The organism is Methanoregula sp., from assembly GCF_049686655.1.
Lineage (GTDB): Archaea > Halobacteriota > Methanomicrobia > Methanomicrobiales > Methanospirillaceae > Methanoregula.
Map to the genome: position 1 here is coordinate 1 of NZ_JBAVIG010000016.1, position 25,841 is coordinate 25,841.

Sequence of the window (25,841 nt, forward strand, 5' to 3'; positions counted from 1 at the left end):
ACATACGGTCTCGCCCCTCAATCCGGGGCCGAAACGGGCGTATTTTCCCATCAGGGTCCGGTGGTGAACACAAAAATGGAACCATGTTGTCCACCACGGAAATTATCCCCGCGATTTGTGGCAAAAACCCAAAACCGGTCTAATTGCGGGGCGCTATATTTTCCCTTTAGCAGTGTTATGTAAGGGGTGTTTTTTTGGTCGGACTTTGTATCGTCTGGTACCCGATCGGGTCCCCGGAGGCCATTATGGGCCAGAATCCGGATTGGGGGTGTGCAGGAATTCTGAAATTAGTGAAGTACTGGACCCGTGGCAGGAAAAAGCGTGCCGTCGCGGCCCAGCTCAGCGAGCGCGGAGTCCAGGACCCGGATGAACCGGAACGCGTACCTCGGCGAACAAAGCCAGAGCTCGCGGGAGATCTCTTTCGATGATGCGATGATGCGCATCTCATCAATCTCATTCGCAAGTTCGCATCCGATCTCTGCCAGCGAACAGCGGAGCCGCCTCAGGCAGACAATTTTGATGTGAGAGACAAGGCCCGGGCTCAGGCTCTCAAAATCACAGATGCCACCGGGCTCGCGCAGGAAATGCTGGACTATCCCTCGCATTTCCGCAATCGGCTCCGCCAACTCCCAGGCCCGGACCAGCAGGCGCCCGCGGGTCATGGCCAGGCTCCGGAGATGCCGGTGATCCGGCTGCGCTTTTGTTCCAAGCCTGCTGTCGGGTTCAAGTATTCAGGAATCTTTGCAGAGTACCGGGACTGATGTGCGCTGGCCGGCTTTTCGGCCAACCCGACAGGCCGGGCCCGGGAATTTTTAATGTCGTTTGTCTTCGTAGTGGTTTCTCCATGTTTTTGCCGGTTCCGGAAGAAGCTGGTCAGCCCGTGCATAAGTGAGCTGGGTGAGCCGGATTTTTCATCCTGAACCGGTAAGTTTCCGGTTAAATTGTTTGTGAAGATATAAATTCTTTTATGTGATATTGGGAATGGATAAATGTCGGGACAAATCTAGGATATAGCGAAGAAAATGTGAGGACTCCCCGCCTCAGCGCCTCTCCGAGGCACGGCAGGGCAAGAAGGCTTTTTTAAAAATCAGTTTTTAGTTACTGATCCGCCGCGGGGGCGCCCCGTCGGGGGCGGCGGAATTCATCGTTAAAATCTAATTTTCAAACCCTTCAATTACAAAAATGAAAATTCAATAAAAAATCCGGTCCGGCTCATGTCTGTGATCGCAACCCTTCCGGATCTTTACAATACTTCATCGCATCCGCGTACGCCTGCCGGCCCTTAAACGATGCAACCGTCTTCTCCCCATCGTGAACAATGATCCATGCCTCATGATCCCTGATCAGGAAGACCCGTTCCAGGAGATCGATCTCGTCCAGTTTAATGCCGGCGATCAGGGAAGATGCAGGCTCCAGATCCATTTTTTCCCGCAGGAATGCCCCGGGGTCCGTCCGGAAATAATAAAAGAATACCTGCCACGCATTCAGGAGATCCGAGATGAGCAGCTCGTCCCTCTCCTGTTCATTAAGCCCGCCAAGCCGGATCGCGAGACATTCCACATCTTCATCGCAGTCTTCCAGGAGCCGGTCGACCAGCTGGACAAGGGAACGATACGGTGTAGTGGTAAGGACGGGATCCATGCAGACAGGTGCATGGTAAAACTAGAAATAACCGTCCGTTGGGGCGGGTCCGGCCGGACAAAAACCCTTATTCGCGAGCGGAGGGAATGCATTAAGGTGAAACGCGAGGACGCGGACTGGAAGATCTATCACCTGATCCACCCCGGGTCGCCCATCACGGTAGAAGTCCTGGTCCGGGAAAGCGGCCTTGAACTTCCCGTTGTGGAAGAATCGCTTGCCCGTCTCAAACGCTACTGCCTCGTTGAACGGAATGGTGGAGAGGTGCGGATGCTCAATTTCGGCGAGGCCCTGATCCGCAACCAGATCCAGTACGACGACGCACTCCCCTACACAATAGAAAACGGCGTGATCAAAGCACGGAAATGATACCCATGCCAGCAGAAGTTGCAATTTTACGGATCGGCCACCGGCCCGAACGGGACCAGCGGGTCACCACCCATGTCGGGCTTACCGCCCGTGCGCTGGGGGCAAAGGGCATGTACCTTGCTGCCTCCGATAAAGGGGTAGTGCAGAGCATCGCCGATGTTGCCGAACGCTGGGGGGGCGACTTCTTCTGCGAGGACAACGTGAAGTGGCGTGCCTGTATAAAAGAATGGAAGGCGGCCGGGGGTGTTGTGGTCCATCTCACTATGTACGGCCTGAACCTGCCGGATATCATCGGCGAAATCCGGCCGCAGGGTAAGATCCTCGTCATTGTCGGGGCGGAGAAGGTGCCGGGCGAGATTTACGGGCTTGCCGATTTCAATGTCGCGGTGACCGGCCAGCCCCATTCCGAGATCTCGAGCCTTGCACTCTTCCTCGATCACCTCTTCTCAGGACACGAGCTCCGGAACGAATTTCCCGGGGCGCAGATCCGGATCATTCCCTCAAGGGCGGGAAAGCAGACGGAGGAGTTGTGAAAGGGCGGGTGCTTGTCGCCGGCTTTGCCACACGCCACGTTGCACAGTCTGCACACCGGGCCGGGTACGAGGTCTGTGCGGTCGATCATTTTTGCGACCAGGACCTTGCCTGGTGCACCAGCGACCGGGAGAAATTCGAGGATCTCGCTGACCTGCCGGATGCGATTGACCGGATTGCCGGCAGGCATTCGTTCGATCTCTTTGTCGCCACGTCCGGCGCTGAAGATCTTCCGGTACCGATCCCCCTCTGCGGGACACCCGGGGACCGGATCGGGCGTTTCCTCGACAAACTCGACACCCAGCACTTTTTTGAATCATGTTTGGTTCCTGTGCCCCGTCTTCTTGGCGAAGGTGAGTACCCTGCGATGGTCAAACCGCGCCGGGGGGCCGGGGGATGGAGGAACACCGTGGTCCGGGACGATGCCGGGATGCAGGCATGGGAAACGCTCTACCCGGATGTCCCGTTCATCCGGCAGGAACTTGTTGCCGGCGTGCCTGCAAGCGTCTGCTGTATCACGAACGGCATTGCCGCACGGGCGATTGCTGCAAACGAGCAGGTGCTCCGGGGCAGCGGGGAGTCGGCGTACGGGTTCTGCGGATCGGTTACGCCATCGGACCACCCGCTGGTGCCGGAGATGATGGCAATCGCGGAGAAGCTTGCTGCTGCAAGCGGGTGCCGGGGTACCATCGGGATCGATTTCGTTGCCGGTGATGAAACCGCGTGGGCAATTGAAGTGAACCCCCGGTTCCAGGGAACGGTAGATACGGTCGAGAGGGCATGCGGCTGCAATCTCTTCGACCTGCATGCCAGTGCATGCCAGGGCCGGCTGCCCGAATCCGTTCCCCCCGCACGCCAGGTCGCAGTCCGCAGCATCCTGTTTGCCGACCGTGACATGACTCTTGCAACCGACCTCTCGCCGCTGAAGGAATTCGTATCCGATATTCCCTGGCCGGGAACCTTTTTCGGGAAAGACCAGGCCCTGGTCAGCGTTCACGGGTGGGGCCCGACCCGCGCGGACGCGTGTGCCCTGCTGGATAAGCATATTACCACCGTCCGACAATATATGCGCTGATGGATCCGATCGAAGAAACGCTGAATGACCCGGCAATACGTGCATATCTTCACCGCATGGTAGGGGACGAGGGGCTTAACCTGCTCGAGCGGTTCCCGCGCGAGGGGGAACACAGCGATGAGGATCTCGCAGCAAGCACGGGGATCAACCTCAATTCCGTGCGCCACACGCTCTACACCCTGTACGAGAAGCGGCTTGCAGAATACCACCGGATAAAGAACAACGAGACCGGCTGGCTCACCTATCTCTGGCAGTTGCGCCCCGACCACATCGCCAATGCACTCCGTGACGATATGGAACTCGTGCTCGACAAGCTCTCCCGCCGTGAAAAGTACGAAGAGGAGAACGATTTCTACATTTGCAAGGACTGCCACCTGATCTTCACCTTCCCCCAGGCTATGAACATCGACTTCACGTGCCCTGACTGCCAGCAGCAGATGGGACATTTCGACAATGAAGTCCTCTTAAAATCGCTCAAGGATCGGATCGATGCGATAAAAAAATCCCTGGGCCATGCCTGATTACGGTACCCTGCCATACGAAACCCTTTTGGGGGATGCCGGGTGCAGCGGGAAAGTCATCCGGCATTGCCGGGCGGTCCGGGACTGCGCCCTCGAGTATGCCGGGCGAAACCCCGACGCCGATTATGCTCTTGTTGAAGCAGGTTCCATGCTCCATGATATCGGACGGAGCAGGACCCATACGATCCGCCATGCCCAGGAGGGTGCGGATATCCTGCGTTCACGGGGATTTCCCGAGGCGGTTGCACGGATCGTGGAGTGCCACACCGGGGCGGGCCTCACACCGGACGAATGCACGATGCTCGGGCTCGCTCCCCGCGACTGCATGCCGCAGACAACCGAAGAGAAAATTGTCACCCACGCCGATAACCTCATTGCCGGCCACCGCCGCGTGACCATTGAGGAGAGTCTTGCATCCGCATTCCACCTGCCGGTCAGGGCAAGGAAGCGGATCTACCGGCTCTCGTGTGAAGTGGAACTGCTCTGCAGTACAAAACGATAAAAAGCCCGGTTAAAAAAGTCCCGGTTAAATTATGACCTGTTTTACTTGGGGAAGCGCCCGGATCTTCTCTATCACGCCGGCCGGCAGTTCGTCTTCCACAATGATCACCAGTTTTGGCTCTTCAGAAAACTGGGGATCCGTAACAAAGATCTGCCGGATAGAGAGGTTGTGATCCGCGAGTACGCGGACCGCCGCACCGACAATCCCGCGCTCGCTGGCATTCTTGGGCAGCACCGTGATCACGGCATAGCCAAGGGTTTCTGCCACCCTGGTCAGGTCGGGCGTGGCCCGCATGTTGAGAAAGAGATCCCGGAGCATCGGGCGCTCTAATATCCGGCGCGCTGTTGAGTCTACCACACGCCGATCGGATCCGATGGTTTTTGCCACCGCAGTCGCAGGCATCTCAATCCCGTTGCAGCAGATCCGCCCGTCTTCCGTCACGCCGAAACCGTTCTCAAGCAGGAACCGCACTACGCGGCTCTGCGACGGGGAGTCTGCAAACTCGTGGATGATGTCAGACCACATACTCAGCAGTGGGAAGGGGGTATATAAATATACAGCGATGCTGATCTGTTGGCATTGGTGAAGCGGATTAAACCGCGGAATGCCGGCTGTATAACCCCATGGCACGAACTCGTCCCCGTTTTCTCCGGTGAGTATTGTGTTCTGATCAGCAAGCGAATTGTGCTGAAGGTTTTATCAGAAACACTGGATCGTCCACACTCACTTCAGCATCTGCGGATTTTTTGGGATATGGATTGTAAACGTGCTCCCTGCGTTGACAACACTGTCCACGCTGATATACCCACCGTGCATCTGTACGTAATTTTTCGCAAGGGAAAGCGAAATCCCGATCCTTTCAGAACTCCTGAGGTCCCTTGCGGGGTCAGGATCCCGGAGCGGCTTGAAGATCAGATCAAGCTGTGCTTCGGTAATCCCGATCCCGTTATCCTGGACTGCCAGGCGGTGATGCGAATCATCCGGGGATGACTGGTATCTCAAACGGATCTTCCTTGGCGGTTTTGAGTAATGAACAGCATTTGAGAGCAGCGTGTTCAGTATTATCGCAATTTTATTGGCGTCGCCCTCGAACGTGAGATCGAGGGGGATTTCGGACACGATGTCAGCCTTCATTGCATATCCTCCCGCGTCCAGAACCTTGGCCAGCAGATCATTGATGGAAAAAACCGAATATTCCATAGGGAGTTTTCCCGATTCCAGTAAAAAGAGTGCATCGCGGAGCCCGGCTGCCGACTGGAACCGTCTGGCAGGTTCTTTCTCAAGACATTTTAAGATAATCCCGTCCACTATGGCTGCGTCAGGATTGTGCTCTGAAGGGGGTACTGGCATTTTGTGGAGGATCGCATCTCCGTAATCAATAAAACTGTCGCCGCCGAACGGGATCGAACCGGTGACCAGTTCATAAAAAACCACCCCAAGCTGGTAGATATCGGTTCGCTGGTCGGTCATTCCGAATTCTTTTGGTGATATCTGTTCCGGGGCTGCGTATTCCAGCGAATATCCCACTACACTTGATTTTTTGATATCACGTTCCGAAATGTCCTTGCTCATCCCCCAGTCAGTTATTTTTGGCGTCAGGTCACCGGTCATGAGGATATTGTGGGGTTTGATATCCCGGTGGATGATCCCGGACCCATGTGCATAACTGAGGGCATCAGCGATCTGGCGGATTATTTTCAGTGCCTGTGCAACAGGTACGGGTTTGTGGATGGTATCGAGCGATGCCTGGATGAATTCCATCTCTACATAAGGGACCGGCAGGATATTGACTTTGGATACTTCGACAATATTGGGGTGGTGAAGGGTCTCCCACACCCTGATCTCGTTTAAGAAACTTTTTCCTGTCACTTCATTATACCGGATAGGGATCTTTATAGCTACTTTTTCCCCGTCTGATTTGCGGTGTGCCGAAAATACCGTAGCAAATCCACCGCTTCCAATGCAGGAAACATCATAATATTTACCTTTCAGATCGGTAGGGAAATTGGAAGGCCCGGCAGGTTCCCTGCCCGTACGATCCGCACCGCTGCTGCCCGGCTGAATAACAGTAATGGATGATCCGTCCGATAGAATGGGGATTTTATTGAGGGCAGTTGCCTTGGAGGGTGGTTGCAGCGGCAATTGTCGCCGGTACTGCCAGAAGGGGAGGGCGGCAGAGGCTGCCAGCACGACAATAAGCAAAAAGAGGGCAATTCCCCGGCGTTCAGGTGTAAGGATCATCATGTAAGCGAAGCCGGTTATGCCAAGCGCTGCGAGCACGCCATGCATCCCGGTAATCGCAGGAAACGGTTCCGACTGCATGATATTATATGCCAGGAAAAACGATGACGCTGACAGGTAAAAACAGAGGGCACAGAACACTTTTCCTATGGTGATCGCAATGTTACCGGAAGTCATGGCCATGAGTGCGGTCATAACGAGGATTGACAGGATCGCAAGTACGGAACCGAGGATGATGTAGGTACCTGCGGTCAGGATCGTAAGATGCGGCGTGATTCCTGTCGGCCGTTTGCGGGGCTCAGAGGGGTACTTCTGGCGGATAATAAGAATCAGTACAGCCGATATTCCAAAGAGGATTGCGAAGAGAACCAGTGAAGTGAAAAAGGGAGTGAACAAATTTCCCGATCTCTCCATAAGTGTTCGTGCAGCTACCCCGGTACCTACGGCCGGGGATGGTCCTGCCGCTGACACCGGCTGGGATATGATAAGGATGAGGAGTATAATTAATGAGTTAAAGAGCAGAACTAACCGGGAAATCTTCAGACATACCACCTCTCAGATACATCAGCCGGCAACCCTTCGGGGTTTTTAAATCCGCTCATATATCCTGATTATAGGAAGATCATCGTAGGCACTAATAAGGTACCTCTCAAGAAAACCTGGAAATTTTAAAAAATTATACCGTTGCCGGAACGGCAGCAGTTGTAGTCGCAGTAGCCCCTACAGGGTGCGCAGTCCGGTAGCCCTTCACGGTATCGCGGAACTGGCTGCAGAGTGTTGTGAGCTGCTGGTTTGCGGCCTTGACAGCGCTCCCGTCCCGGCTGTCGAATGCTGCCCTGAGTGTCGTCCCTTCCTGCTGGATCTGGTTTTCGATCGCCTGTGCCTGCGAGACGTCTACTCCTTTTGCGGTGAGTTTCGCAAGTACGTTGTTCCGGTTCTGGTCGTTGTGTGCGAACTCATCCATGCGGGCAGTTTCGCGGTCCGTCCATGCCGTGTTTTTGAGGGTCTGGATCGTACCGGACTGCGCCATGACCGAGGCATTTACACTCTCGTGGAGGGCTTTTCCGGTACCATTATATTCCTTAAGCGAACCTTTTGCCGTGGTCATGAACTCCTTCCGGTCCTCACTCATCTGTGTTTCAGCAGCTTTGATCTGATCAGCAGCGGTCATCGACTGGACCGAGGATACGGTGCCGGTGAACTGCGATTCAATGGAGGAGAGCTGGCTTGTCCCGGCACCATTGCTGATGGTACCAATATAACTGATCGCCCCGTCCATCTGCGCCTGCCCGATTGCTCCTTTATATGCCACGTTTGCCTGCATCGCGGTGATATGTTCAGGGTTGTCGTTCCATGCAGTCCCGTTCCCGAGAGCACTTGCGGCCGGCATGATTGCTGCAACGAGGCAGATCATACAGACGCCGTAAAGCATTGTCATCCTGGTGTTTTTCATCTGTTTCACCTGTATTCCGGTGGGTAATTCCCCCACTGATTACCCGTTGCCCGGAGGAGCTTATGTATTCGTAAAATGGGAGCAGTGTGCTGTGTAAAAATGGGTGGCTAAACGTTGAACCTGCAGGTTAGACCGGATTGGTCCCGACAGGTTTTCCGACTCCGGTTTCGTGATTCTGCAGATATGGCTCTGCAGGGCCTTTCAGCGATAACCGGAATTCCCGGATACGGCTGCTGAATCGTTCAGCTTTGTACGCACCGTAATTACTGCTGCTGCCGGTAATCCGTCTGCTTTTTCTGCTCTTTTCCTATAGTTTTTGCAAGCGCGATGGTGCCCGTCGTGTCCCCGAGCGTCATTGTCTGGAGAGCGGTTGACGGAACAATAACAATTGTTGATTGCCCTCTCTTCAACCCTTCATACGGCAGGTTCATTGCCCGCAGGTGAAGCGCGGTGGGATTGTTCTCGTATCTCTTCGCAGCCTGTTCGAACTTCTCGGCAATCTGACGTTCGGAATCCCCGAGAATGACACGGGCATGCCGCTCGCGTCTGCCTGTGCCTGCATGAACATTGCATCCTGGAGGGCACCAGGTATAACCACGTCGCGGATCTCAACGGAAAGGATCCTGATGCCCCACCCGCTTACACGGTTCCCGATTAACCTCTGCAGTTCGGCGTCAATTGCCTCCCTCCCGGTAAGCATATCGGCGAGAATGGTTTTGCCGATCACGTCCCGGAGCGCAGTCTGAGATGCGAGAGAAATTGAATCCTTGTAATCCTTGACTTCGAGCGCAGCTTTCTCCACATCGATTACCTGCCAGAACAACACGGCATCGACATTGACCGGGACCGTGTCTTTTGTTAACGTCTGCTCGGCCTTGAACGATGTAGTGATAACCCGGAGATCAATTATATACGCGACCTGGTTCAGGAAGGGGACTATTATGAACAACCCGGTTCCTTTGACGCCCACGAATTTTCCAAGGAACAGGACGACTGCCCGCTCCCATTGGTTAACAATTCGTATCGCCATGGCAAGAAAATCGCAATAACCACAACCAGAATTACTGCAACAATCGTGAAGATGAAAGTACTGGTGTCCACTTTTGTTCCTCCCGGGACTGTCCATTCGAGGGTAGTCAACCTATGGGCATGCGATTATCTGCCGAAGTATATATTTGTGGTGTTCATCCCCTGTGGGCCTGGATCTGATTTGTTTGCGGATAGATGAGAGGATTTATACTATCGGGACTGGTGCGAAATCTTTCTGATTTCATTAACTGAAAAAGAGATGCCGGCGGTTGTCCGGTCACATGACTTCGATGATTTCCTGTTTGCGTGATTCGGCGATTTTTTTGTTTATGACGTGCTGGGTCATGACACCTGCTATAGCAGAAATAATGCCGCCAATCGTTGACCAGAGTATGTATTTTGATGTTGTATCTGTTGAAAGGGGAAAGTCAGGAACCCCGGTTATTGAGATGATATAGACACTTGCACCATAGAGAATGAGCCCGATGGCGGTGACAAAGAACGGGAAGACGATCACCTTGCCCAGATTCTCCCGCTCGTTACTGAAGACATCGAAGATGACTCCTACAGAGAGGACAAGGCCAGCCAGGATCAGCCATCCGAGGGCACCGAACAGGAACGTCATAAGATAGGTGATGAGGCCCAGACTCCCGTCAGAAGAATAATATTTCAGGATATTGGCAAATCCTGCGGTTGAGCCAAGGATGATCAGGAGGAACGTCATCGTATATGTCACAAAGGAGAACCTGCCGCGGGAGAGAGAGAGTTTAAGGGCGTCCCAGATCCCATGGAACAGTTCATCGAACCCCAGTCCTTTGTAGAGCAGGTAACAGCCAATTACGCCGACTACGATGATGGTGGCAATTCCGGGGGATCCGAACAGGTATGCAATTGCATAGAGCAGCATTGCAAGGCCGATGGGGATGAACACCATGCGGGAGATCTTCGGATCATCGAAAAATTTTTTCAGGATATAGTATGTGCCCTCAAGATTTGGCATCTGGTTGACGATGACCCGCCGGATACTGGAAACCGGTATTTTTGACTGGATGATGGGGATGACATATTCGTCTTCAGCACCGTCCGTTACCAGGATGCAGTTGGCAGCCTTGGTCTCATCGACCACTTTCTCGAGTGACGCTGCGATTCTCCTGTCCCCCTCTATCATGTGGAGGTGATTTCCGGCGATAACTGCAATCGCCGTATCTTCACCTTTTGCAGTCAGTTCATCATAGATCTTGATTGCTGAAAAAATTGCGTTGACATCAGAGTCCTCAGGATCGGCGAGTGCCAGTGTGTTCGCCGCTTTCAGACATGCCGCCCGACCGATGCATGGACTCTCAACCTGAGCCTTCCATCCGATGTCATCGTCCCGGTCGACACTCAGGACTAACGTCCGCCCCTGCGTCATTATATCTATAAAATCGCCGTAAATCTATTAAACTATTGCTAACGTCAACAAAAAAGGAAATAGGTTAAAATCAGATGAGTTTTGAGCGCTGGAGGAGCAGGATGTCGTCGGTGGTGAGTTTCTCGCCAGCACGGAAATTCTTAAAAAGGCTTTCTGCCTCCTTCCTGACTGCCTTCTGCTCTTTGGAGACCTTGACTTTCTTGGTCTTCTTGCGCAGTCCTGAAATGACTTTATCGTAGTCACGGAGTTCTTTCTGGCAGGCGATGAAGAGCTTGTGTTCGGAGTCTGCTGCTTCCTGTGATTCAACAAAGCTCTTGTGGGCCGCGTCTGCCGCTTCGCGGGACTTGTCTGCCTTGCGGTAGGATTCTACCATCAGGTCGTGGTGTTTCTGGGCGAGCTCGGCTACTTCGGTAACCTTTGCATGGAGATCGGATGCTGCCTTGCGGAAATCCCGGGCTTCGGCGACCTTCGTGCGCATCTCCTTGTTCTGCTCGAGCTCGGCTTCCTGTTCCCGGACCTGGCCCTTCATCTGCTTGATCTTCTCGATCAGCTCGCGTTCCTTATCGGTGGTGAAGACTTCGGTCTGCTGGCGGTACTCCATGTACTCGATCTGCTTCTGGAGTTCCTTGATACCCCGGTTTTTTAGGGAACCATGCTCCTTCTTGAACGATTCGATGTCTTCAAAAAGGACATTCGCCTTGTCATTGAGATCATTGCGCTGCGCCTTTATATCGAGAACTTCCTGGTTGTATTTGTCCCGGAGATCTTTATTCTTCTGCGCCTCTTCGACAAACTCGCGGGTCTGGTTATTGAGGGTGTTGCGCTCGCGGGCGGATTTGCTTGCTGAAGCATTCAGCTCATTGCGGCGGTTTTTGTGTTCTTCAGACTCGGCAAGAATTTTTTTTCTCTTTTCCATCAGGTCATTCAGCATGCGTTACCAACTCCTCATCAGATTCTCCTTGTATGGGAGGCATGAGCTCTTTTGCTTGAGGCGTTCGTGATCCGGACGGCAGGAAATCCCTGTCCGTCATGACCACTCATCTTACAACTCTGCATCAAGGATGCAGGACGAAAAACATCAGAAAAGGCAATCAGCGCAGAATTCAGGTAAGACTTCCTGGCGAAGTCTTTGTTCAACACTCTGTTCATGATGTTCAACTCCCGATACCGGGGCAAACGGTCAGAATGACCCTTACCCCCATCCTCCCAGCGAAGGATTGGTCGAATGTACTATATTTTAAAGGAGCCGAGGATTATTAAGCGTTTCGCCGGTTTTCAGGAGTGAACGCCCGGGCATGCCCCGAATTATGGGAATGAAAGCAGGACCTGGGAAAAAGGGTGTTGGCTATTTGATTGAACCAACAGTTCCTGAATTACTGTGGGATTTTTTGGATTTATGGAATTTTTTGTGCGTGGGGGATGAATTCTTAACCGACCCATTCAAGGACGCCGCCGCCACTTGGCTGGTCCCTGCCACTCCGCTTTGCCACGGGCATCTCAACTGCCTTGGGGTTGGAGCGCTTGCTCTCGATGTCTTCAATCATGGTCTTGTAAGACTGGCGTGTTCCGAGGATCTGCGCGCTCTTGACCCCGGTCATGATGGCGAGGACACGGATCTTGCCTTCCATATCGCTGCGGACCCGGGCGCCCCAGATGACATCTGCATGGGGATCGAGTTCGTACGTAAGCGAGGTTGCGACTTCTTCTGCATCCTGCAGGGTGAGGTCGGTTCCTCCTGTAATGTGGATCAGGCTGCCGGTTGCACCGCGGTAGTCGATATCGAGCATCGGGTTGCTCAGGCACTCGCGGACAACGCTCTCTGCCTTGTTCTGCTGCTTGCTCTCGCCGACAAGCATGACTGCAACGCCACCCTTGGACATGATGGCCCGGACATCTGCGTAGTCGATGTTGATGAGCGAGGGCTCCGTGATCGTTTCCGAGATGCCCTTGACGGTCTCACCGATCAGCTGGTCCATGACCGAGAATGCCTGGCCCAGGGGCAGGTTCGGGACGAAGTTCTTCAGCCTGTTGTTATCCAGGACAATAACGGAGTCTGCGGCGGATGCAAGTGCCTCGAGACCTTCTTCTGCACGGATAAGTCTGGCTTTTTCAACCTGGAACGGGTAGCTGACCATGCCTACTACGATGGCGCCCTGTTCCTTTGCGACCTGCGCTACTACGGGTGCGGAACCGGTACCGGTACCTCCTCCCATACCTGCTGTGATGAAAACGAGATCTGCGGACTCGAGGATTGCTTCTAATGTCGGGCGTGCCATCTCTGCGGCGCGTTTACCTACATCGGGGTATCCGCCGGCACCGAGACCTTTAGTCAGGGATTTCCCGATGAGGATGCGCTTGTCCGCCTGGATCATATCCAGGTGCTGTTTATCTGTGTTGATCGCAATCGTTTCTGCACCGGAAACGCCCATGTGGTGGATACGGTTCACGGTGTTGTTACCTGCACCACCGCATCCGATGATGACAATTCGTGGTTGTCCTACGAAGTCGTCTTCCAGTGCGTTGGTGCTGCCGGGCTTGTTGATCTCTTTCTCAAGCTCGGCGTTTTTTAGTGCGTCGTTGATAATACTCTGCATGTCTACCCTCTCAAACCTTGAATGAAACCTGGTCACTTTCCTTCAGGACACGGCTGGCGCGTTTTTCTACAAGTTCACGGACCGCCGCCCGCACTGCTTCAGAGACATTGGGATACTCACCAGAGTCCACCATCTGCTGGAGCAGGTTGATCTGCTGTTCGGGCAACCGGAGCGTGATTCTTTGCATCATTGTATCTCACATTTCTGACATATGTCTGGCTTCTGTCGTTCATATGTCAGACAAAGAGAACCCTTGTGTCTGACTTAACCAGATGAATCAAAATAAAACATAAATCTATATAAACTTTCTTCTTTGCTTGCGCTGATCTCTTCACAATGCATTTATGACAGATTATCCAAGTATTGGAGGAATAAACCGGATTTTTATGGCTTTTGACTTTCCAGAGCGGGTCGTGCATGGGGGCACTGGTAAGCTCCAGCGCGAAAAAACGCACAAAAATCTGCTGGATTTCAGCGCGAGTACAAATCCGTATCCCCCATTGTTTTCTTGGAAACCCGATCCCTCTGTCCTGTCTTACTATCCTGATGATACTTATGCGGAACTGAAAGAATGCATAGGGAAAAAATTCAGGAGAGATCCCTCTGAAATTTGTGTGGGGAACGGTTCTATAGAGTTGATCCGGGTTTTTTGCTCCGTTGTATTCCGCGATACGACTCGGAAGAAACTATTCTTTGCCGGAATGCCGACATTTGGCGAATATGCATTGTCGGCCCGGCTAGCCGGGGCGAGCCCGACCGACCTCGCAGAAGATGCCGGTGTAACCTTCCTCTGCAATCCCAATAATCCAACCGGCTCCCTGACAAAGAGAACAGATATTCTTTCCCGGCTGATATTGCTGAAAAACTCCGGAGCCATGCTCTTTTGCGATGAGGCATTTATCGAACTTTCAGATCCTCAGGAGAGCGTTGCCGATCTGCGCGATCCCGGCCTTTTTGTCCTGCGATCACTGACAAAATCCTTTTCAGTACCTGGCATCCGGTTCGGGTACGGGTTTGGCAATGCTGCCCTTATCGAACAGATCGAGACCGCCCGATCACCCTGGACCGTGAATGCCTTTGCCGAGTCCTACGCTATGGAGGCGTTCCTGCACTTTGACGAGCTCGCCGCTTCACGGTCCGCCATAAACCGTGAACGCGCCTGGCTCATTGTGCAGATCACGAATCTCGGCCTTTCCTGTCATCCGTCATCAGCAAATTACCAGCTCGTAAATTACGGTAAAAATGTGGCGCCCCTCTGCACATGTCTTGCAAAGAAAGGCATTCTCGTTCGCGATTGTACCTCGTTCGGGCTGACTGAATGCATACGCATTGCGGTCCGGACCCGCGAAGAAAATACACAGCTTATCGAGGTACTGGCAGCATGCATGCGCTGATCATGGCAGGTGGCGAAGGGAGCCGGCTCAACCTCGGCGAGAAACCACTGATTCTGGTAAACGGCCAGCCGATGATTGCGTATATCGTAGATGCGTTTCGTTCTGCCGGGTGCGAACCCGTTGTTGCCACTTCGTCCCGGACCCCCATGACCATGAACTGGTGCAGGGCCCGGGGTATATCCTTCTGCAAATCCGAAGGGCTTGGGTATATTCAAGATATGATAGATGCTGTTAAGGAACTGGATGAAGACGAACCCTTGTTTGTCTGTGTCTCCGATATTCCCGGCATTACCCCGGAGAATATCCGCGATATCCGGCATGCCTATGTGTCTGAAAGGAACGATGCGTTATCGGTCTGGATTCCGGCAAGGCTTGTCAAATCCTGTCGTGGCGGGATGCCATACCGGGAACATATCCGTGGGATCGAGGCATGTCCTGCCGGTGTCAATATCCTGCGTGGGGACGAGATATCCAAGGTACAGTGCGAATTTGCCCTGCTTATGGATGATCCCGGACTTTCCCTGAATGTTAATACCCGGGAGGACCTTGCTGCCGCAGAAATTTTTCTCAAAGAACGTGCCTCCCTGAAATCCTGATGGCAATCACCGTGATTCATGTGAATTCGTCCAAATTAGCGGTATTCCGCCAAAACCACGGATAATCCTGCCATATCTTGTCAGGAACGCATATTAATGTGCATCACCCAAGATCATACTATTATGGCAGAGTCGCAGGAGATCGAGCTGCGGGGTCATATCATTGATTCCGGTATCATGACGCAGCTCTTCGATCGGGTCATGGATATGGGGGGAAACTTCGAGATTCTAACTTTTGATATTGGTAAAGAAAAGACCGACCCGAGTTACGCCCGTCTCCGCATTGCTGCCTCCAGCAAGGATAAGCTGCGATCAATATTGTCCGAACTCCACCGTCTTGGTGCCCGCCCGCTTGAGGTGAAAGATGTTCATCTCGTAGCAGCAGAATCCGATTGCGTAGTGCCCAAAGGATTCTACACAACAAGCAACCACCCGACCAACGTGAAATATGGCGGCGAATGGATTCCCGTAGAAGCCATTGAGATGGACTTTCTCATCGTAGTGGATCCAAAAAAGAAGCGGGCCATATCTGTGGCTCTGGGAAAAATCCGGAATGGAGATCTTGTAGTTGTCGGGGAACAGGGAGTAAGTGTCCAGTATCCTGAACGCCCGCGGGAGCAGAGCACCTTTGAGTTCATGCACGGGACTGTCTCATCCGAACGGCCCAGCGAAACCCTAATCGCAAAAATTGCCAAGGAGATCCTCGATATCCGGAAGAACGGAGGGAAGATTGCAGTCGTTGGTGGCCCCGCGATCATTCATACGGGTGCGGACAAGGCACTGGCCGGCATGATCCGCAACGGGTACGTCAACGTCCTTTTTGCAGGAAATGCCCTTGCAACTCATGATATTGAATATAACCTCTACGGGACCTCTCTCGGGATGGATATTTCGACCGGCAACCCGGTGATGGGCGGGCATAAACATCACCTCTATGCAATCAGCGAGATCATGCGTGCCGGTTCGATAAAAAAGGCAGTGGATACCGGTGTAATCAGGAGCGGGATTATGTTTGAATGCGTAAAGAAAAATGTCCCGTTTGTGCTGGCAGGTTCCATACGGGATGACGGGCCGCTTCCGGATGTGATCACAGACGTAATGGTGGCGCAGGACGCTATGCGGAAACAGATTGAAGGCTGTAGTATGGTGCTGATGATAGCCACGCTCCTCCACTCCATTGCCGTGGGTAACTGCCTGCCCTCCAGCGTCAAGACGGTTTGTGTTGACATCAATCCGGCACACCTTACCAAACTGATGGACCGCGGAACGACCCAGGCAATCGGGATCGTATCTGATGCCGGAACGTTCCTCCCGCTGCTGGCAAAGCAGCTCGAGATCCAGAGTTGTGCGTGAGGAAACTAATTTTTTTACCGCGTCAGCGGCATACAGTACGGTTTCTCGTTATCAAGAATAAATTCCCACTCCTGTTTGCAATCACAGGGGCTATCCAGCAATGCACCAATGAGGTCCCGGTCCGCATTGAGCGAATAATCGCGGATCCCCTTCACCAGTTCATAATCACAGGTTCCGCAGTTATGGGGGCCTCTCTTCTGCCCGCCACCTAGCGGATCGCAGGTCATATGGACCGGTGAATCCCTGAGGAGGGTCAGGACGCTCCAGAGATACGGCGGACGATACGCACCCCTCTTCCAGTAGAACTCAAGTTCGGTATTCCGCTGGACCGTACAGGGATTCATGGAGATCAGGTCAGTGTGGGGTATAATGTCCCGGATTGTTGTTTTCATATCATCAACCGCCTCGCGTTCCGTCAGGAAGAGTGGTTTGAAGAGTAGGTATGCCTTGACACCGGCACCGGCAGCGTGGGCGGTTGTTGCGGCTGATATGAATTCTGCGAAATCAAATCCTTTGCTGATACTTTTTTCCCGGATCCGGTCATTGCTCGTCTCAAGCCCTATGGCACAATAAACGGGAATTTTCCAGCTGCCATCATCAATGGCATGGATGAACGGAGTGAATACCTCCTCTGTAACAAACTCCGGGCGGGTCTCCGCGATAACCAGTTTCCCCCGGAATGCCGATGCCACTTCGTTCCTGAAGGAAGGCGGGACTTCAGAGGGATCGAAAAAACTCCCCGAGGTGAATATTTTAACCATCCGGTATTCCTCCAGACGGTGTTCTCTCAATACCCATGCAAGCTGTGCTTTGAGGTGGCGTGTGAGATCGTCGCTGCTCTGTTCACCGTACCGCTCGTGACGATAACTGCACATGCGGCACCGTGACCAGCTGCACCCGCCACTCCGGAAGATAATCGTCAGGCAATCCAGCAGTTCACGACCGTACCGCTCTTTTCCCCGCCAGCAGGCAAGCGGTTTTTCCGATATATCAGAAATCATTAACATCCTATTAGTTGATCTGATATAGATGAAAAAGATCGTCCTGCTGGTTTTGGGACTTCTCTTTCTGTCAGGATGGGTATCGGCATATCAGGTCAATATTAATGCCCCGGATTCACTCACTGTTGGAAAGCCCCTTATTGTGACCGGTACGACAACCTTCGGTGTCGGGACACCAATTGATGTTGTATTGTATTACCAACTTACAACCTCGACAGAAATTCAGCGTGAGATTGTCTATGTCCAGTCGGACAAAACGTTTAAAGCTATTTTTGATACAACAGGCTTCGACACGGGAACTTATAAGGTCGAAGTACCGGCAAACGGTCTTGGTGATTCAATAAACATGCGGGTTATCCAGCTCGTAGATCGTGATAATGAAATTTTTCTGGCATCACCTGTCAGCCAAAATCTCACTGGTACCATCTATATTGCCGGAAATATCAAGGGCGATGAGAATTCCGGGGTTCAGATAGAAGTGACGGATTCTGATGGCCTCCTGGTATTCGGCCCCCAATATGTAAACACGAACACTGCCGGGGATTTTGTCGCTGATGTCCCGGTTTCCCAGCCTGGTGATTACTATGTAAGTTTCACCGATGCACAAGGATTCATTGGCACTCGTACAATTTCTGTTGTCGGACAACCCGGTCTTACCCTCTCACCTATCGCTACGCATATGGCCGCGCTCCCCGTTATTTCAACCCGGGTCGCAGCGAATGAGCCGCAAACCGCGACACCTGCACCACCATCTCCTGTTTTGCCTGCAGTAAGTGTTGCAGCAGTCTGCCTTGCTGTGGCTCTCGCAGGCATACGAAAAACTCATTAAATCACGGAACCGGATTTTCTGGCTTGATCGGAGGACCACTTCAACCTCCACCCGGCCGAAGAAGCCTTTTTTACATCTGACCGCCAACATATAGAGCATTGCCGGGGTAGTCTAGTCCGGGAAGGCGGTAGCCTTGAAAGCTACTGGTGCCCTGCACCTCAAGAGTTCAAATCTCTTCCCCGGCGTATCATAGTATTTCGTTCCCGGTTTTCTGATAACCGGGATATGATATCAGGAAATGAAGGTCATTAATCTCCATCTTTTACGTAGTGCACCGGTAATCTGACCGCAGCTTGTCTCACGCGTCCTATCACTGTTTTTATGTGGTTGAACCGCTCACAGTACAGGTTAGAGAAACCAGAGGATCATCGATGTGTGTTGCAGTCCCCGCGGAAGTTATTGAGATAAAAGAGGGAAATATCGGTCTCGTGGATTATGGTGACCTCCGTCAGGAAGTCAGGCTCGATCTCGTGGACGTGAAGATCGGTGAATTTGTCCTAGTCCACGTCGGGTATGCAATCCAGCGGCTCTCCCGGGAAGAAGGGCTTGAGACCCGTGAAATTTTTAAACAGGTGTACGCAGCGCTGGAGACCTGATGCACGAGTACTCTATTGCATATGACCTGTATGCCACCGCACGGACAGCAGCGCATGAATATAATGCAACAAAAGTGAAAAAAATCAGTGTTGAAGTCGGGAAAATGGCGATGGTGAACCCGGACCAGGTGATTTTCCTCTTCGATACGATCAAGGATGATGATCCTCTTTTCCATCAGGCAGTACTTGAATGCCACGAGGTATTGCCAAAGACAAAATGTCCCTGCGGGTACACCGGGGATGAGATCTATGTCTGCCCTGTCTGCGGGGCACTACCGGAACTTATCAAGGGAAGGGAGATCGTAGTAACAAACGTAGAGATCGAGGTGGAAGACTGACATGAAAGTCAACATGATGCACGGTGCCGGGGGGGAAGTGATGGGTGAACTGCTCCAGACGCTCACGAAGTTCCGGCACAACAATGCCGGCGGGATCGGTCTTGAGGCGATGGATGATGGTGCGGTTATCCCATTCAACGGGGCGAACCTGGTCTTCACCACGGATTCCCACGTTGTCCGTCCCATCTTTTTCCCTGGAGGAGATATAGGCCGTATTTCAGTCTGTGGCACGGTCAATGATCTCACGATGATGGGAGGCAGACCTATCGCCTTGTCATGTGGAATGATTATTGAGGAAGGGTTTGAGATCGATGACCTTGCACGTATTGTCGCGTCCATGGACGAGGCGCTGGGAGAGGCAGGGGCAAGCCTCGTCACCGGGGATACAAAGGTAGTGGAGCGGGGCGCCCTTGACGGAATCGCGATCAACACGTCCGGCATAGGGATTGCGAAGACCGTTGTAAGAGACAATGGTCTTGTTCCCGGTGACGTGATCATCGCGTCCGGGACACTGGGTGATCACGGTATTGCTATCATGGCTCACCGGGAGGGATTTGATCTTGGGGAGCAGATACAGTCAGATGTCTCCCCGCTCTGGAAGATGATGGAGAAAGTACTTGAAGCAGGTACCATCCATGCCATGAAAGACCCCACCCGCGGCGGCTTTGCCAGCGCAATCAATGAGATGGCCCGCAAAAGTGGTGTCTGTGTCCGGATACAGGAAGAAACCGTACCTGTTCGGAGGAGCGTGAAAAGTGCAGCCGGCATGCTGGGGATTGACCCGCTCGAAGTGGCTAATGAAGGAAAGGTCATTATGGGGGTACCGGCAGCGGATGCAGAAAAGATCCTGGCCGCGCTTCGCTCCCACAAGTACGGGAAAGATGCTGCCATCGTCGGTGGTGTAGTGAAAGGTGCGCATGTGATCATGGAAACGAAAATTGGCGGAGAACGCTTTATTGAACCCCCCATGGGTGATCCGGTCCCCCGGGTCTGCTGATCCAGGGAGTTTTTCCATACCTTTTATCTGAAGATTTTTTGGTTTTTTTTACCTGTTCAATCCTGGCTGTCAATGTTTTCGACAAATTCAGATATGCAGAATAAAAAGATTTTATTCGTTAGTAGTTTCTGCATCCGGTGTCCCCAGTGAGCGATATGCTTCCCTGGGCACATGAATCACAAACCAGGCACCGTTGCCGTATTTTCCGGTTTCTTTTATGGTAAGATTGGTGATTGCCAGAATTTCCCGCGAAAGGAACAGGCCAAAGCCAGTGTTCTTGAAATATTCCCTTCTGAAAATCCGCTCTTTCTCCCTGTCAGGAACCCCCATTCCATTATCCTCCACGATAATGTCCAGGCTGTCATTGGATTCTTCCGATCTGATCCTGATCCCGGTAACCCGTTCTCCATGCCGGATTGAATTTTCAATAAGATTATAGAAGACTTTCTCAAGCAGTGGATCTGCATAGACCTCGAGAGGTGGTATTTTGATACTGACAAGTACCTGGTGAAGGTCATTGCTTGCCATAGCCAGTGAGATAATCTCTGCAATATTCTGCCACTGCGGGGAGTGAACCCCGATATTCTGGTAATCCCGGGTGAACAGGATCTGGTTCCGGATTGCATTTGCAGCCTGCTCTTCCTTCATCAGGTACTTGAGGAGGTGGGTATCCGTAGTATCCTGTCTGGATAATTCGAGATACCCGAGGAGCGCAGTGAGCTGATTAAGAATATCGTGCCTGGTCACGTTGTTGAGCAGGTTGAGTTTCTTATTTGCCTGCGTCAAGGCTTCCTGGGATAGTTTGTTGTCAGTAATATCGACCGTGGTACATATAACACCAGGCTCACCGGTCTCCGCTGCAGACACAAGAGCCCACCGCATGCTCCCATCCCATGCCCGGAACCTGACTTCGATATCTCCAACCCTCCTCTGGTCCCTGACTTTGGCAATGAAACTCTCACGTTCTTCCCGGTCCGGAATGAGATCGGGCAGGGATTTCTGCATCAGTTCATCACATTCATACCGGATCATATGAGCAAACTTTTTGTTGGCATCCCGTATCTTCAGGTTCTGGCGATCATAACTGAACACTCCAGCCTGAGAATTATAATAGGCACCGCAACTCTTCTCGCCTTCCCTGCGGTAGACCTGGGAGTAGGTGGATATCAGGACTCCAAGGGAGACGAATATATAAAACCATACTGTTGCTACCGTGTACAACCGGGCATTGGGGAGACCGATCACAAATACCAGTGCAAGGTACAGCCACCCGACAAGCACCGTACCGTAGATACTCATATTGGGACGTGAGAATGCAATCAGGATGATCGGGATCAGGTAAAAATACGGAAATACGTCGTATATCCCGGAAGTCAGACTGAAATAGGTGATAACAATTGCTGCAAGGATGCTGGAGATGATGCAGACGTCGTAGAGGATCTGCTTTTTCCGGGATAATGGCCGCATCGTCATGGTGACCCAAGGGACCGGTTCATGGAGGGAACTGGTCTGTAATCAACAGTGGTAATGATTAGTGATAAATATATAGATCCGCGAGTGAGGATAAAAAATCAGAATGGCTGCCAGCGGGTTATGCAATGTGCTGCATCAGCAGGTCAAGGGCATCAAGTTCTCTTTTTCCACCGCACTTTTTGATAATCCCGGCATGCTGTTCGATCAGCTGTTTCAATGACGGGTTCCGGTTTTCCACATACCGGGTAGCGTGGACCGTTGCATCAATGATGTTACCGAATCCCCGGTTAACCGGGTGAAAAACCAGGTCCTCGATGATTTCTTTCCTGAGTGAGAGGGCGACAATCATCGATTCGGATGTAGTCCGCTCGATCGTGGCAGTGAATGCGGCCCAGGCATCTGCCCCTTTGAGCCGCTGCATTGTCAGGTCCCCGATGGTTTCATCGATAAATGATTCCGGGGGCAGATCTTCAAACGCAGTCCTTACATATATGATCGGGTCCTGGACAAAATTCGCTACTACCCAGCCCTCCCGCTGGATATTTTCAAAGGTATGGCTTCCCCGGAACAGTATCATGTATGCCCGGTTATCCCGGAAATGAACGCCAATGGGTGCTGCATTTCGCGTAGTGGTAGCAATCACCTCATTGATACCGGATTTCAGGAGTCCCATGACCACCCCTCGCCAAGTGCGATATAGATGGATGCAATGACAATGTCCGCGATGGATCCCGGGTTTATACCTCTGCTGATGCATTCTTTGTCAAGATCTTCTGCAGTCCGTTTTCCATCGAGAACCTCGCGGGCTGCCATCATGATCTCCATGGCTACGGCAGAACCATGTTTCTTGATGATGAACGTGTCGGGTTCGGTTGCAAGGAGCATCAGGAATGTCCGGACGACTGCGTCCCGGCCGGCCCCGGTCTGGATAAGCATGTCGGCACCACGTCGGGTCAGCGGAAATCCTGCCACCCATTCACGGGCTACCATGTCGTGAGCAGCCGAATGGGCCATCACATCCATCAGGTTCATTTCGCGGTCCCGGATTACGGTCAGGGTGTGCGGATCGTTGACGTCGAGCTCATCCGTGGCATTAATCCGGACGGCGGTCATGGCAAACGCCTTGTAGAATGCTACCGCATCGGACACATCCGTTTTTTCTATGGCTTTTAGGGCGCCCGGGATATCGTTCCCATACACGAGCGGGATGAGGAGAATAAAGGCACCAAAATGGGTGTTGCCGCCGCCATGTATATTGGTATCCCGGACGGCATGTTTGATAATCTCGCCAATACGGCCTGTTCCCAGCTCAGCTTCTTCAAAAGCAGTACGGGAAAGAATAGTGGATGCAAGGAAGTGCTCAAGCCGGGTATCCGGATAATCGTGGCAACGGTCCACGTTGCCCGGCTTCGGGTAAGCACAGACTTCAAGCATCATGGCGAGCTGCGCCCGCTCAACTGGTTTCATCCTGAGTGTTGTCATGGAATACCCGGCTCATTATCATATCAGAGAGATCGCGTTTCAGGCGCATATACTCTTTCCTGGAAATTCCTGCCTGTTTGAGTGTCATATCCCGGAACATACAGGGAGAGGAAGTTTTACAGCACCAGGAAAGGCTGCCAAAGCAGGTCTGTTTGCCGGTATCGAGTTGTGTACCGCGGACCGCTTCGAGTTTCATCCTGATGTACGTTTCTTTGGGCATACCGATCCTCGTAAGAGCGGGAATAAGGGGGCACTCTTTAACCGGCATACAGCAGAACGTCAGAGACCGGATATCGCCCCCGCGGCAGAGTTGTTTTGGGGCATTATACCATCCCTCCTCCTCCGCGTATCTCGTGATGGCGGCGTCAAGCCCGGCAAGTGTCCTGATATCCGACTGCCGTGCGACTGAGACGAGATCCGCCCCATGGGAGAGCATGTCCTTCATGCGATCAAAGGTAGTGATGGAGTTGTTAGCGATCAGCACGAGAGGGCACGCGTTTCGGATCTGCCGGAGCTTCGCCGTGCCAAAATCCATTAGATCAACATGGAGAATGTCTGCCCCTGCTTTCCAGAGTTCGCCCACAAGCGTGCGGTCATCGTCAGCAACCCCGGCCCGTATCTTGACTGATACGGTAACACCCTCGGATTTCAGGGCACGGATAACGGCAAGGAGTTTTTCAGGATGTTTCAGGTAAAATTCCCCGCAACCTGCGGCTATCATTGCCGGTTGCTGGCAGTGTGCATCGATCTCATACACTATCCGGTCTCCCAGCGTCCTGGCAATGGTGCTGAAGGATTCCGGTGTACTACCCCGGAGATTGATCCCCGGGATGACATCGCTCTTTGCCATCAGGTCAATCTGGCTTTTAAGTTCGATAACCGGGGCATCATAAATAAACTCCTTCCTGTCCCCGGAAGATGCGATCGCCCGTGCTGCATCCATTGTCGGGCCATCAATGGAATAGCCTCCGATGAATGCAATACCGATATGATCCGCCCGTTCGAGCACATAGCCTGCATCGACAATCCCTGCCATGGACGCGATCGCCACAGGAGTCCGGACGACACGATCGTTGATGAGCAGCCCAAAGCGCTCAAATGCATCCATCATACGTTGATATCCGTTGACAATGCTCAAACAAATTCCTTTGGGTTTGCTTTGGTATATGCGTACGAATGATCTTATTGAGGGCAGGACGGGCGCCGGAATTATTATGCGGAGAACGTGCCGGGGCAGGAGACTGGCAGTGATGTGTGAGTTTTCTTAAAATTGCTTTGTAGAAATCCTTGTGTTGGAACAAATAGTATTTGATTACATTTTTGAGAGGAGGGGACAGTGCCTGTCCCCTTACCGCCCCTGCGCATCGCGATGCTGCAGGAATTACCGGTTAAGCGCCACAGCGGCTGAGGTGAAATCCCCAAGAGCGTTACTATTTGTAATGATTACTACAGAGCACTTAAAATAATAAACGGATATTTCTGTACATCACAAGCCTTCGAGCACGTACCCGTTTTTGGAGCGTGCAAGTGGGATAAAGGTACGGGCATCATCGATGCTTATCCCTTTTTTGTTCCGGAAGTGCTCGACAACACTCGCCCACGGGATCAGATATGCTTCGCTGGCTTTACCCGGTCCCTGCCGGAATTCAACAGCAAGGAACCCGATCCGGCCGGTCCTTGCGAGGAAATCTGAAATCACATCAACCTGATGGACATTCTTCTTATCCAAGTGGAAATGCTGGGAGAAGTAAAGTTTCTTATCAATGATCGATTTGCATTCGATCGAGAGATAATAGGTAGGGTTGAGGGAGTCAACGAGTACGTCCGCGTACTGGCTGGTAAACGTATGCTGCTTGAGCCGGTATGCAAATCCCTGGATGTTGCGGGTCTTGAAAAAACGGTTGAGACCGTGAACAACCTCCCGCTCGAAATCACTCATTCAGAACCATTTTGCGGTGATGGTAAAAAAACCATTTCGTAATAATTTTTAATCTGCCCTGTAATACTTAATGCTATATGAGTAAGAAGGGAATGTTACTCGTAGGTCATGGAAGCACGATGCCCTACAATCAGGAACTTATCGAGACTACGGCCGCGTATATCCGAAAGCAGAATACGGATTTTATCGTAAAATGCGGATTCATGAATATGAACAAGCCTACCATCAAGGAATCCCTTGAGGCCTTCCGACATGAACCGATCGATGCGCTTGTTGTTGTTCCCCTGTTCCTTGCACGGGGAGTCCACATTGAAAAAGACATTCCCGGCGAGATTGGACTTCCCGAAGGGTCCAGGAAAGGAAGTTTCATGCTGAACGGGAAGACAATTCCCCTTCTGTACGCAGGCCCGATAGGGAGTGATCCCCTGCTTGCCGATCTCATGATCAAGAATGCCCAAAAAGCCCTTTCAAATCTCTGA

General features: G+C 52.4%; 29 protein-coding genes and 1 tRNA gene. 14 read left to right on the forward strand and 16 right to left on the reverse strand.

The genetic code is table 11. From position 1 onward, the window contains the following. Window positions 1–287 precede the first annotated feature (287 nt). Complete coding sequence (locus WBL42_RS01670) at window positions 288–662, reverse strand: hypothetical protein (protein WP_424719528.1); 375 nt, start codon at window positions 660–662, stop codon at window positions 288–290. Window positions 663–1,212: 550 nt separating this feature from the next. Next, window positions 1,213–1,641: a hypothetical protein gene (locus WBL42_RS01675; protein WP_424719529.1), complete on the reverse strand. Its 429-nt coding sequence runs from the start codon at window positions 1,639–1,641 to the stop codon at window positions 1,213–1,215. A gap of 12 nt (window positions 1,642–1,653) precedes the next feature. Here WBL42_RS01675 and WBL42_RS01680 point away from each other — a divergent pair, with 12 nt between their 5' ends. From WBL42_RS01680 to WBL42_RS01700, 5 genes are read left to right on the forward strand one after another with little or no spacing between them, the layout of a single operon-like run. Further along, window positions 1,654–2,007, forward strand: a complete 354-nt coding sequence (locus tag WBL42_RS01680) for a MarR family transcriptional regulator (protein ID WP_424719530.1) — start codon at window positions 1,654–1,656, stop codon at window positions 2,005–2,007. A gap of 5 nt (window positions 2,008–2,012) precedes the next feature. Next, entirely contained in the window at window positions 2,013–2,540 is a 528-nt protein-coding gene (locus WBL42_RS01685) for a tRNA (cytidine(56)-2'-O)-methyltransferase (RefSeq protein ID WP_424719531.1), read from the forward strand. Beyond that, window positions 2,537–3,613 carry an ATP-grasp domain-containing protein gene (locus tag WBL42_RS01690; protein ID WP_424719532.1) on the forward strand — a complete coding sequence of 359 codons (1,077 nt, stop codon included), beginning with the start codon at window positions 2,537–2,539 and terminating at the stop codon, window positions 3,611–3,613. Before WBL42_RS01685 ends, WBL42_RS01690 begins: the two co-directional genes overlap by 4 nt. Further along, entirely contained in the window at window positions 3,613–4,134 is a 522-nt protein-coding gene (locus WBL42_RS01695) for a transcription factor (protein WP_424719533.1), read from the forward strand. Before WBL42_RS01690 ends, WBL42_RS01695 begins: the two co-directional genes overlap by 1 nt. Continuing rightward, window positions 4,127–4,636, forward strand: coding sequence for an HD domain-containing protein (locus WBL42_RS01700; RefSeq protein WP_424719534.1), 510 nt, complete (start codon window positions 4,127–4,129; stop codon window positions 4,634–4,636). Before WBL42_RS01695 ends, WBL42_RS01700 begins: the two co-directional genes overlap by 8 nt. Before the next feature lie 24 nt (window positions 4,637–4,660). Here the strand turns inward: WBL42_RS01700 and WBL42_RS01705 are convergent, their stop codons facing one another. The 8 genes from WBL42_RS01705 to WBL42_RS01740 form a co-directional block, all read right to left on the reverse strand. Beyond that, window positions 4,661–5,161, reverse strand: a complete 501-nt coding sequence (locus WBL42_RS01705; protein ID WP_424719535.1) for a regulator of amino acid metabolism, contains ACT domain protein — start codon at window positions 5,159–5,161, stop codon at window positions 4,661–4,663. A 198-nt stretch (window positions 5,162–5,359) separates the two neighbouring features. Beyond that, window positions 5,360–7,273, reverse strand: a complete 1,914-nt coding sequence (locus tag WBL42_RS01710) for a protein kinase domain-containing protein (RefSeq protein WP_424719536.1) — start codon at window positions 7,271–7,273, stop codon at window positions 5,360–5,362. Window positions 7,274–7,553: 280 nt separating this feature from the next. Further along, window positions 7,554–8,330 (reverse strand): hypothetical protein, encoded by a 777-nt coding sequence (locus tag WBL42_RS01715; protein WP_424719537.1) that lies wholly within the window; start codon window positions 8,328–8,330, stop codon window positions 7,554–7,556. 427 nt (window positions 8,331–8,757) lie between these two features. Beyond that, window positions 8,758–9,360, reverse strand: coding sequence for an SPFH domain-containing protein (locus tag WBL42_RS01720; protein ID WP_424719538.1), 603 nt, complete (start codon window positions 9,358–9,360; stop codon window positions 8,758–8,760). Between the two features lie 276 nt (window positions 9,361–9,636). Next, window positions 9,637–10,770, reverse strand: coding sequence for a DUF373 family protein (locus WBL42_RS01725; RefSeq protein WP_424719539.1), 1,134 nt, complete (start codon window positions 10,768–10,770; stop codon window positions 9,637–9,639). Window positions 10,771–10,840: 70 nt separating this feature from the next. Next, complete coding sequence (locus WBL42_RS01730; RefSeq protein ID WP_424719540.1) at window positions 10,841–11,701, reverse strand: coiled-coil protein; 861 nt, start codon at window positions 11,699–11,701, stop codon at window positions 10,841–10,843. A 496-nt stretch (window positions 11,702–12,197) separates the two neighbouring features. After that, entirely contained in the window at window positions 12,198–13,364 is a 1,167-nt protein-coding gene (gene ftsZ / locus WBL42_RS01735; RefSeq protein WP_424719541.1) for a cell division protein FtsZ, read from the reverse strand. A gap of 10 nt (window positions 13,365–13,374) precedes the next feature. Beyond that, complete coding sequence (locus WBL42_RS01740) at window positions 13,375–13,554, reverse strand: ribbon-helix-helix domain-containing protein (protein WP_015285751.1); 180 nt, start codon at window positions 13,552–13,554, stop codon at window positions 13,375–13,377. Between the two features lie 511 nt (window positions 13,555–14,065). On the opposite strand from WBL42_RS01740, the gene WBL42_RS01745 reads away from it, so the two are divergent. The 3 genes from WBL42_RS01745 (at window position 14,066) to WBL42_RS01755 (ending at window position 16,707) form a co-directional block, all read left to right on the forward strand. Next, window positions 14,066–14,758 (forward strand): pyridoxal phosphate-dependent aminotransferase, encoded by a 693-nt coding sequence (locus WBL42_RS01745; protein WP_424719542.1) that lies wholly within the window; start codon window positions 14,066–14,068, stop codon window positions 14,756–14,758. Continuing rightward, window positions 14,746–15,354 carry an NTP transferase domain-containing protein gene (locus WBL42_RS01750; protein WP_424719543.1) on the forward strand — a complete coding sequence of 203 codons (609 nt, stop codon included), beginning with the start codon at window positions 14,746–14,748 and terminating at the stop codon, window positions 15,352–15,354. Before WBL42_RS01745 ends, WBL42_RS01750 begins: the two co-directional genes overlap by 13 nt. A 123-nt stretch (window positions 15,355–15,477) precedes the next feature. Continuing rightward, window positions 15,478–16,707, forward strand: coding sequence for a TIGR00300 family protein (locus tag WBL42_RS01755; protein WP_424719544.1), 1,230 nt, complete (start codon window positions 15,478–15,480; stop codon window positions 16,705–16,707). A gap of 14 nt (window positions 16,708–16,721) precedes the next feature. Here WBL42_RS01755 and WBL42_RS01760 read toward each other — a convergent pair whose 3' ends face one another. Further along, window positions 16,722–17,708: an archaeosine biosynthesis radical SAM protein RaSEA gene (locus WBL42_RS01760; protein ID WP_424719565.1), complete on the reverse strand. Its 987-nt coding sequence runs from the start codon at window positions 17,706–17,708 to the stop codon at window positions 16,722–16,724. Window positions 17,709–17,736: 28 nt separating this feature from the next. Here WBL42_RS01760 and WBL42_RS01765 point away from each other — a divergent pair, with 28 nt between their 5' ends. The 5 genes from WBL42_RS01765 to hypE all read left to right on the forward strand — a co-directional run bounded on the left by WBL42_RS01765 (window position 17,737) and on the right by hypE (window position 20,468). Beyond that, on the forward strand, window positions 17,737–18,537 hold the full coding sequence (locus tag WBL42_RS01765) for a hypothetical protein (protein ID WP_424719545.1): 801 nt from the start codon (window positions 17,737–17,739) through the stop codon (window positions 18,535–18,537). Window positions 18,538–18,637: 100 nt separating this feature from the next. After that, window positions 18,638–18,722: transfer RNA gene (locus WBL42_RS01770), tRNA-Ser, on the forward strand. Window positions 18,723–18,908: 186 nt separating this feature from the next. Beyond that, window positions 18,909–19,133, forward strand: coding sequence for a HypC/HybG/HupF family hydrogenase formation chaperone (locus WBL42_RS01775; RefSeq protein ID WP_424719546.1), 225 nt, complete (start codon window positions 18,909–18,911; stop codon window positions 19,131–19,133). Then, complete coding sequence (locus WBL42_RS01780) at window positions 19,133–19,471, forward strand: hydrogenase maturation nickel metallochaperone HypA (protein WP_424719547.1); 339 nt, start codon at window positions 19,133–19,135, stop codon at window positions 19,469–19,471. The genes WBL42_RS01775 and WBL42_RS01780 overlap by 1 nt, the downstream gene beginning before the upstream one ends. A gap of 1 nt (window position 19,472) precedes the next feature. Continuing rightward, the gene (gene hypE, locus WBL42_RS01785) at window positions 19,473–20,468 is read left to right on the forward strand and encodes a hydrogenase expression/formation protein HypE (RefSeq protein ID WP_424719548.1); all 996 of its coding nucleotides are present in this window, start codon (window positions 19,473–19,475) and stop codon (window positions 20,466–20,468) included. A 111-nt stretch (window positions 20,469–20,579) separates the two neighbouring features. Here hypE and WBL42_RS01790 read toward each other — a convergent pair whose 3' ends face one another. The 5 genes from WBL42_RS01790 to WBL42_RS01810 form a co-directional block, all read right to left on the reverse strand. Then, window positions 20,580–21,941, reverse strand: a complete 1,362-nt coding sequence (locus WBL42_RS01790) for an ATP-binding protein (RefSeq protein ID WP_424719549.1) — start codon at window positions 21,939–21,941, stop codon at window positions 20,580–20,582. Window positions 21,942–22,059: 118 nt separating this feature from the next. Then, complete coding sequence (locus WBL42_RS01795; protein ID WP_424719550.1) at window positions 22,060–22,614, reverse strand: DUF447 domain-containing protein; 555 nt, start codon at window positions 22,612–22,614, stop codon at window positions 22,060–22,062. Continuing rightward, on the reverse strand, window positions 22,602–23,408 hold the full coding sequence (locus WBL42_RS01800; RefSeq protein WP_424719551.1) for a triphosphoribosyl-dephospho-CoA synthase: 807 nt from the start codon (window positions 23,406–23,408) through the stop codon (window positions 22,602–22,604). The genes WBL42_RS01795 and WBL42_RS01800 overlap by 13 nt, the downstream gene beginning before the upstream one ends. Beyond that, entirely contained in the window at window positions 23,395–24,534 is a 1,140-nt protein-coding gene (locus tag WBL42_RS01805) for a methanogenesis marker 9 domain-containing protein (RefSeq protein WP_424719552.1), read from the reverse strand. The genes WBL42_RS01800 and WBL42_RS01805 overlap by 14 nt, the downstream gene beginning before the upstream one ends. A 375-nt stretch (window positions 24,535–24,909) precedes the next feature. Then, on the reverse strand, window positions 24,910–25,362 hold the full coding sequence (locus WBL42_RS01810; protein ID WP_424719553.1) for a Holliday junction resolvase: 453 nt from the start codon (window positions 25,360–25,362) through the stop codon (window positions 24,910–24,912). Between the two features lie 77 nt (window positions 25,363–25,439). Between WBL42_RS01810 and cfbA the strand changes: the two genes are divergently transcribed. Then, window positions 25,440–25,841 carry a sirohydrochlorin nickelochelatase gene (gene cfbA, locus WBL42_RS01815; protein WP_424719554.1) on the forward strand — a complete coding sequence of 134 codons (402 nt, stop codon included), beginning with the start codon at window positions 25,440–25,442 and terminating at the stop codon, window positions 25,839–25,841.

Excerpts from the sequence above, each read along its gene's own strand:
- WBL42_RS01670 (WP_424719528.1), bottom strand. The coding sequence starts at position 662 with ATGACCCGCGGGCGCCTGCTGGTCCGGGCCTGGGAGTTGGCGGAGCCG.
- WBL42_RS01675 (WP_424719529.1), bottom strand. The coding sequence starts at position 1,641 with ATGGATCCCGTCCTTACCACTACACCGTATCGTTCCCTTGTCCAGCTG.
- WBL42_RS01680 (WP_424719530.1), top strand. The coding sequence starts at position 1,654 with ATGGTAAAACTAGAAATAACCGTCCGTTGGGGCGGGTCCGGCCGGACA.
- WBL42_RS01685 (WP_424719531.1), top strand. The coding sequence starts at position 2,013 with ATGCCAGCAGAAGTTGCAATTTTACGGATCGGCCACCGGCCCGAACGG.
- WBL42_RS01695 (WP_424719533.1), top strand. The coding sequence starts at position 3,613 with ATGGATCCGATCGAAGAAACGCTGAATGACCCGGCAATACGTGCATAT.
- WBL42_RS01700 (WP_424719534.1), top strand. The coding sequence starts at position 4,127 with ATGCCTGATTACGGTACCCTGCCATACGAAACCCTTTTGGGGGATGCC.
- WBL42_RS01705 (WP_424719535.1), bottom strand. The coding sequence starts at position 5,161 with ATGTGGTCTGACATCATCCACGAGTTTGCAGACTCCCCGTCGCAGAGC.
- WBL42_RS01715 (WP_424719537.1), bottom strand. The coding sequence starts at position 8,330 with ATGAAAAACACCAGGATGACAATGCTTTACGGCGTCTGTATGATCTGC.
- WBL42_RS01720 (WP_424719538.1), bottom strand. The coding sequence starts at position 9,360 with ATGGCGATACGAATTGTTAACCAATGGGAGCGGGCAGTCGTCCTGTTC.
- WBL42_RS01725 (WP_424719539.1), bottom strand. The coding sequence starts at position 10,770 with ATGACGCAGGGGCGGACGTTAGTCCTGAGTGTCGACCGGGACGATGAC.
- WBL42_RS01730 (WP_424719540.1), bottom strand. The coding sequence starts at position 11,701 with ATGCTGAATGACCTGATGGAAAAGAGAAAAAAAATTCTTGCCGAGTCT.
- ftsZ (WP_424719541.1), bottom strand. The coding sequence starts at position 13,364 with ATGCAGAGTATTATCAACGACGCACTAAAAAACGCCGAGCTTGAGAAA.
- WBL42_RS01740 (WP_015285751.1), bottom strand. The coding sequence starts at position 13,554 with ATGATGCAAAGAATCACGCTCCGGTTGCCCGAACAGCAGATCAACCTG.
- WBL42_RS01745 (WP_424719542.1), top strand. The coding sequence starts at position 14,066 with ATGCCGACATTTGGCGAATATGCATTGTCGGCCCGGCTAGCCGGGGCG.
- WBL42_RS01750 (WP_424719543.1), top strand. The coding sequence starts at position 14,746 with ATGCATGCGCTGATCATGGCAGGTGGCGAAGGGAGCCGGCTCAACCTC.
- WBL42_RS01755 (WP_424719544.1), top strand. The coding sequence starts at position 15,478 with ATGGCAGAGTCGCAGGAGATCGAGCTGCGGGGTCATATCATTGATTCC.
- WBL42_RS01760 (WP_424719565.1), bottom strand. The coding sequence starts at position 17,708 with ATGATTTCTGATATATCGGAAAAACCGCTTGCCTGCTGGCGGGGAAAA.
- WBL42_RS01765 (WP_424719545.1), top strand. The coding sequence starts at position 17,737 with ATGAAAAAGATCGTCCTGCTGGTTTTGGGACTTCTCTTTCTGTCAGGA.
- WBL42_RS01775 (WP_424719546.1), top strand. The coding sequence starts at position 18,909 with ATGTGTGTTGCAGTCCCCGCGGAAGTTATTGAGATAAAAGAGGGAAAT.
- WBL42_RS01780 (WP_424719547.1), top strand. The coding sequence starts at position 19,133 with ATGCACGAGTACTCTATTGCATATGACCTGTATGCCACCGCACGGACA.
- hypE (WP_424719548.1), top strand. The coding sequence starts at position 19,473 with ATGAAAGTCAACATGATGCACGGTGCCGGGGGGGAAGTGATGGGTGAA.
- WBL42_RS01790 (WP_424719549.1), bottom strand. The coding sequence starts at position 21,941 with ATGACGATGCGGCCATTATCCCGGAAAAAGCAGATCCTCTACGACGTC.
- WBL42_RS01795 (WP_424719550.1), bottom strand. The coding sequence starts at position 22,614 with ATGGGACTCCTGAAATCCGGTATCAATGAGGTGATTGCTACCACTACG.
- WBL42_RS01800 (WP_424719551.1), bottom strand. The coding sequence starts at position 23,408 with ATGAAACCAGTTGAGCGGGCGCAGCTCGCCATGATGCTTGAAGTCTGT.
- WBL42_RS01805 (WP_424719552.1), bottom strand. The coding sequence starts at position 24,534 with ATGATGGATGCATTTGAGCGCTTTGGGCTGCTCATCAACGATCGTGTC.
- WBL42_RS01810 (WP_424719553.1), bottom strand. The coding sequence starts at position 25,362 with ATGAGTGATTTCGAGCGGGAGGTTGTTCACGGTCTCAACCGTTTTTTC.
- cfbA (WP_424719554.1), top strand. The coding sequence starts at position 25,440 with ATGAGTAAGAAGGGAATGTTACTCGTAGGTCATGGAAGCACGATGCCC.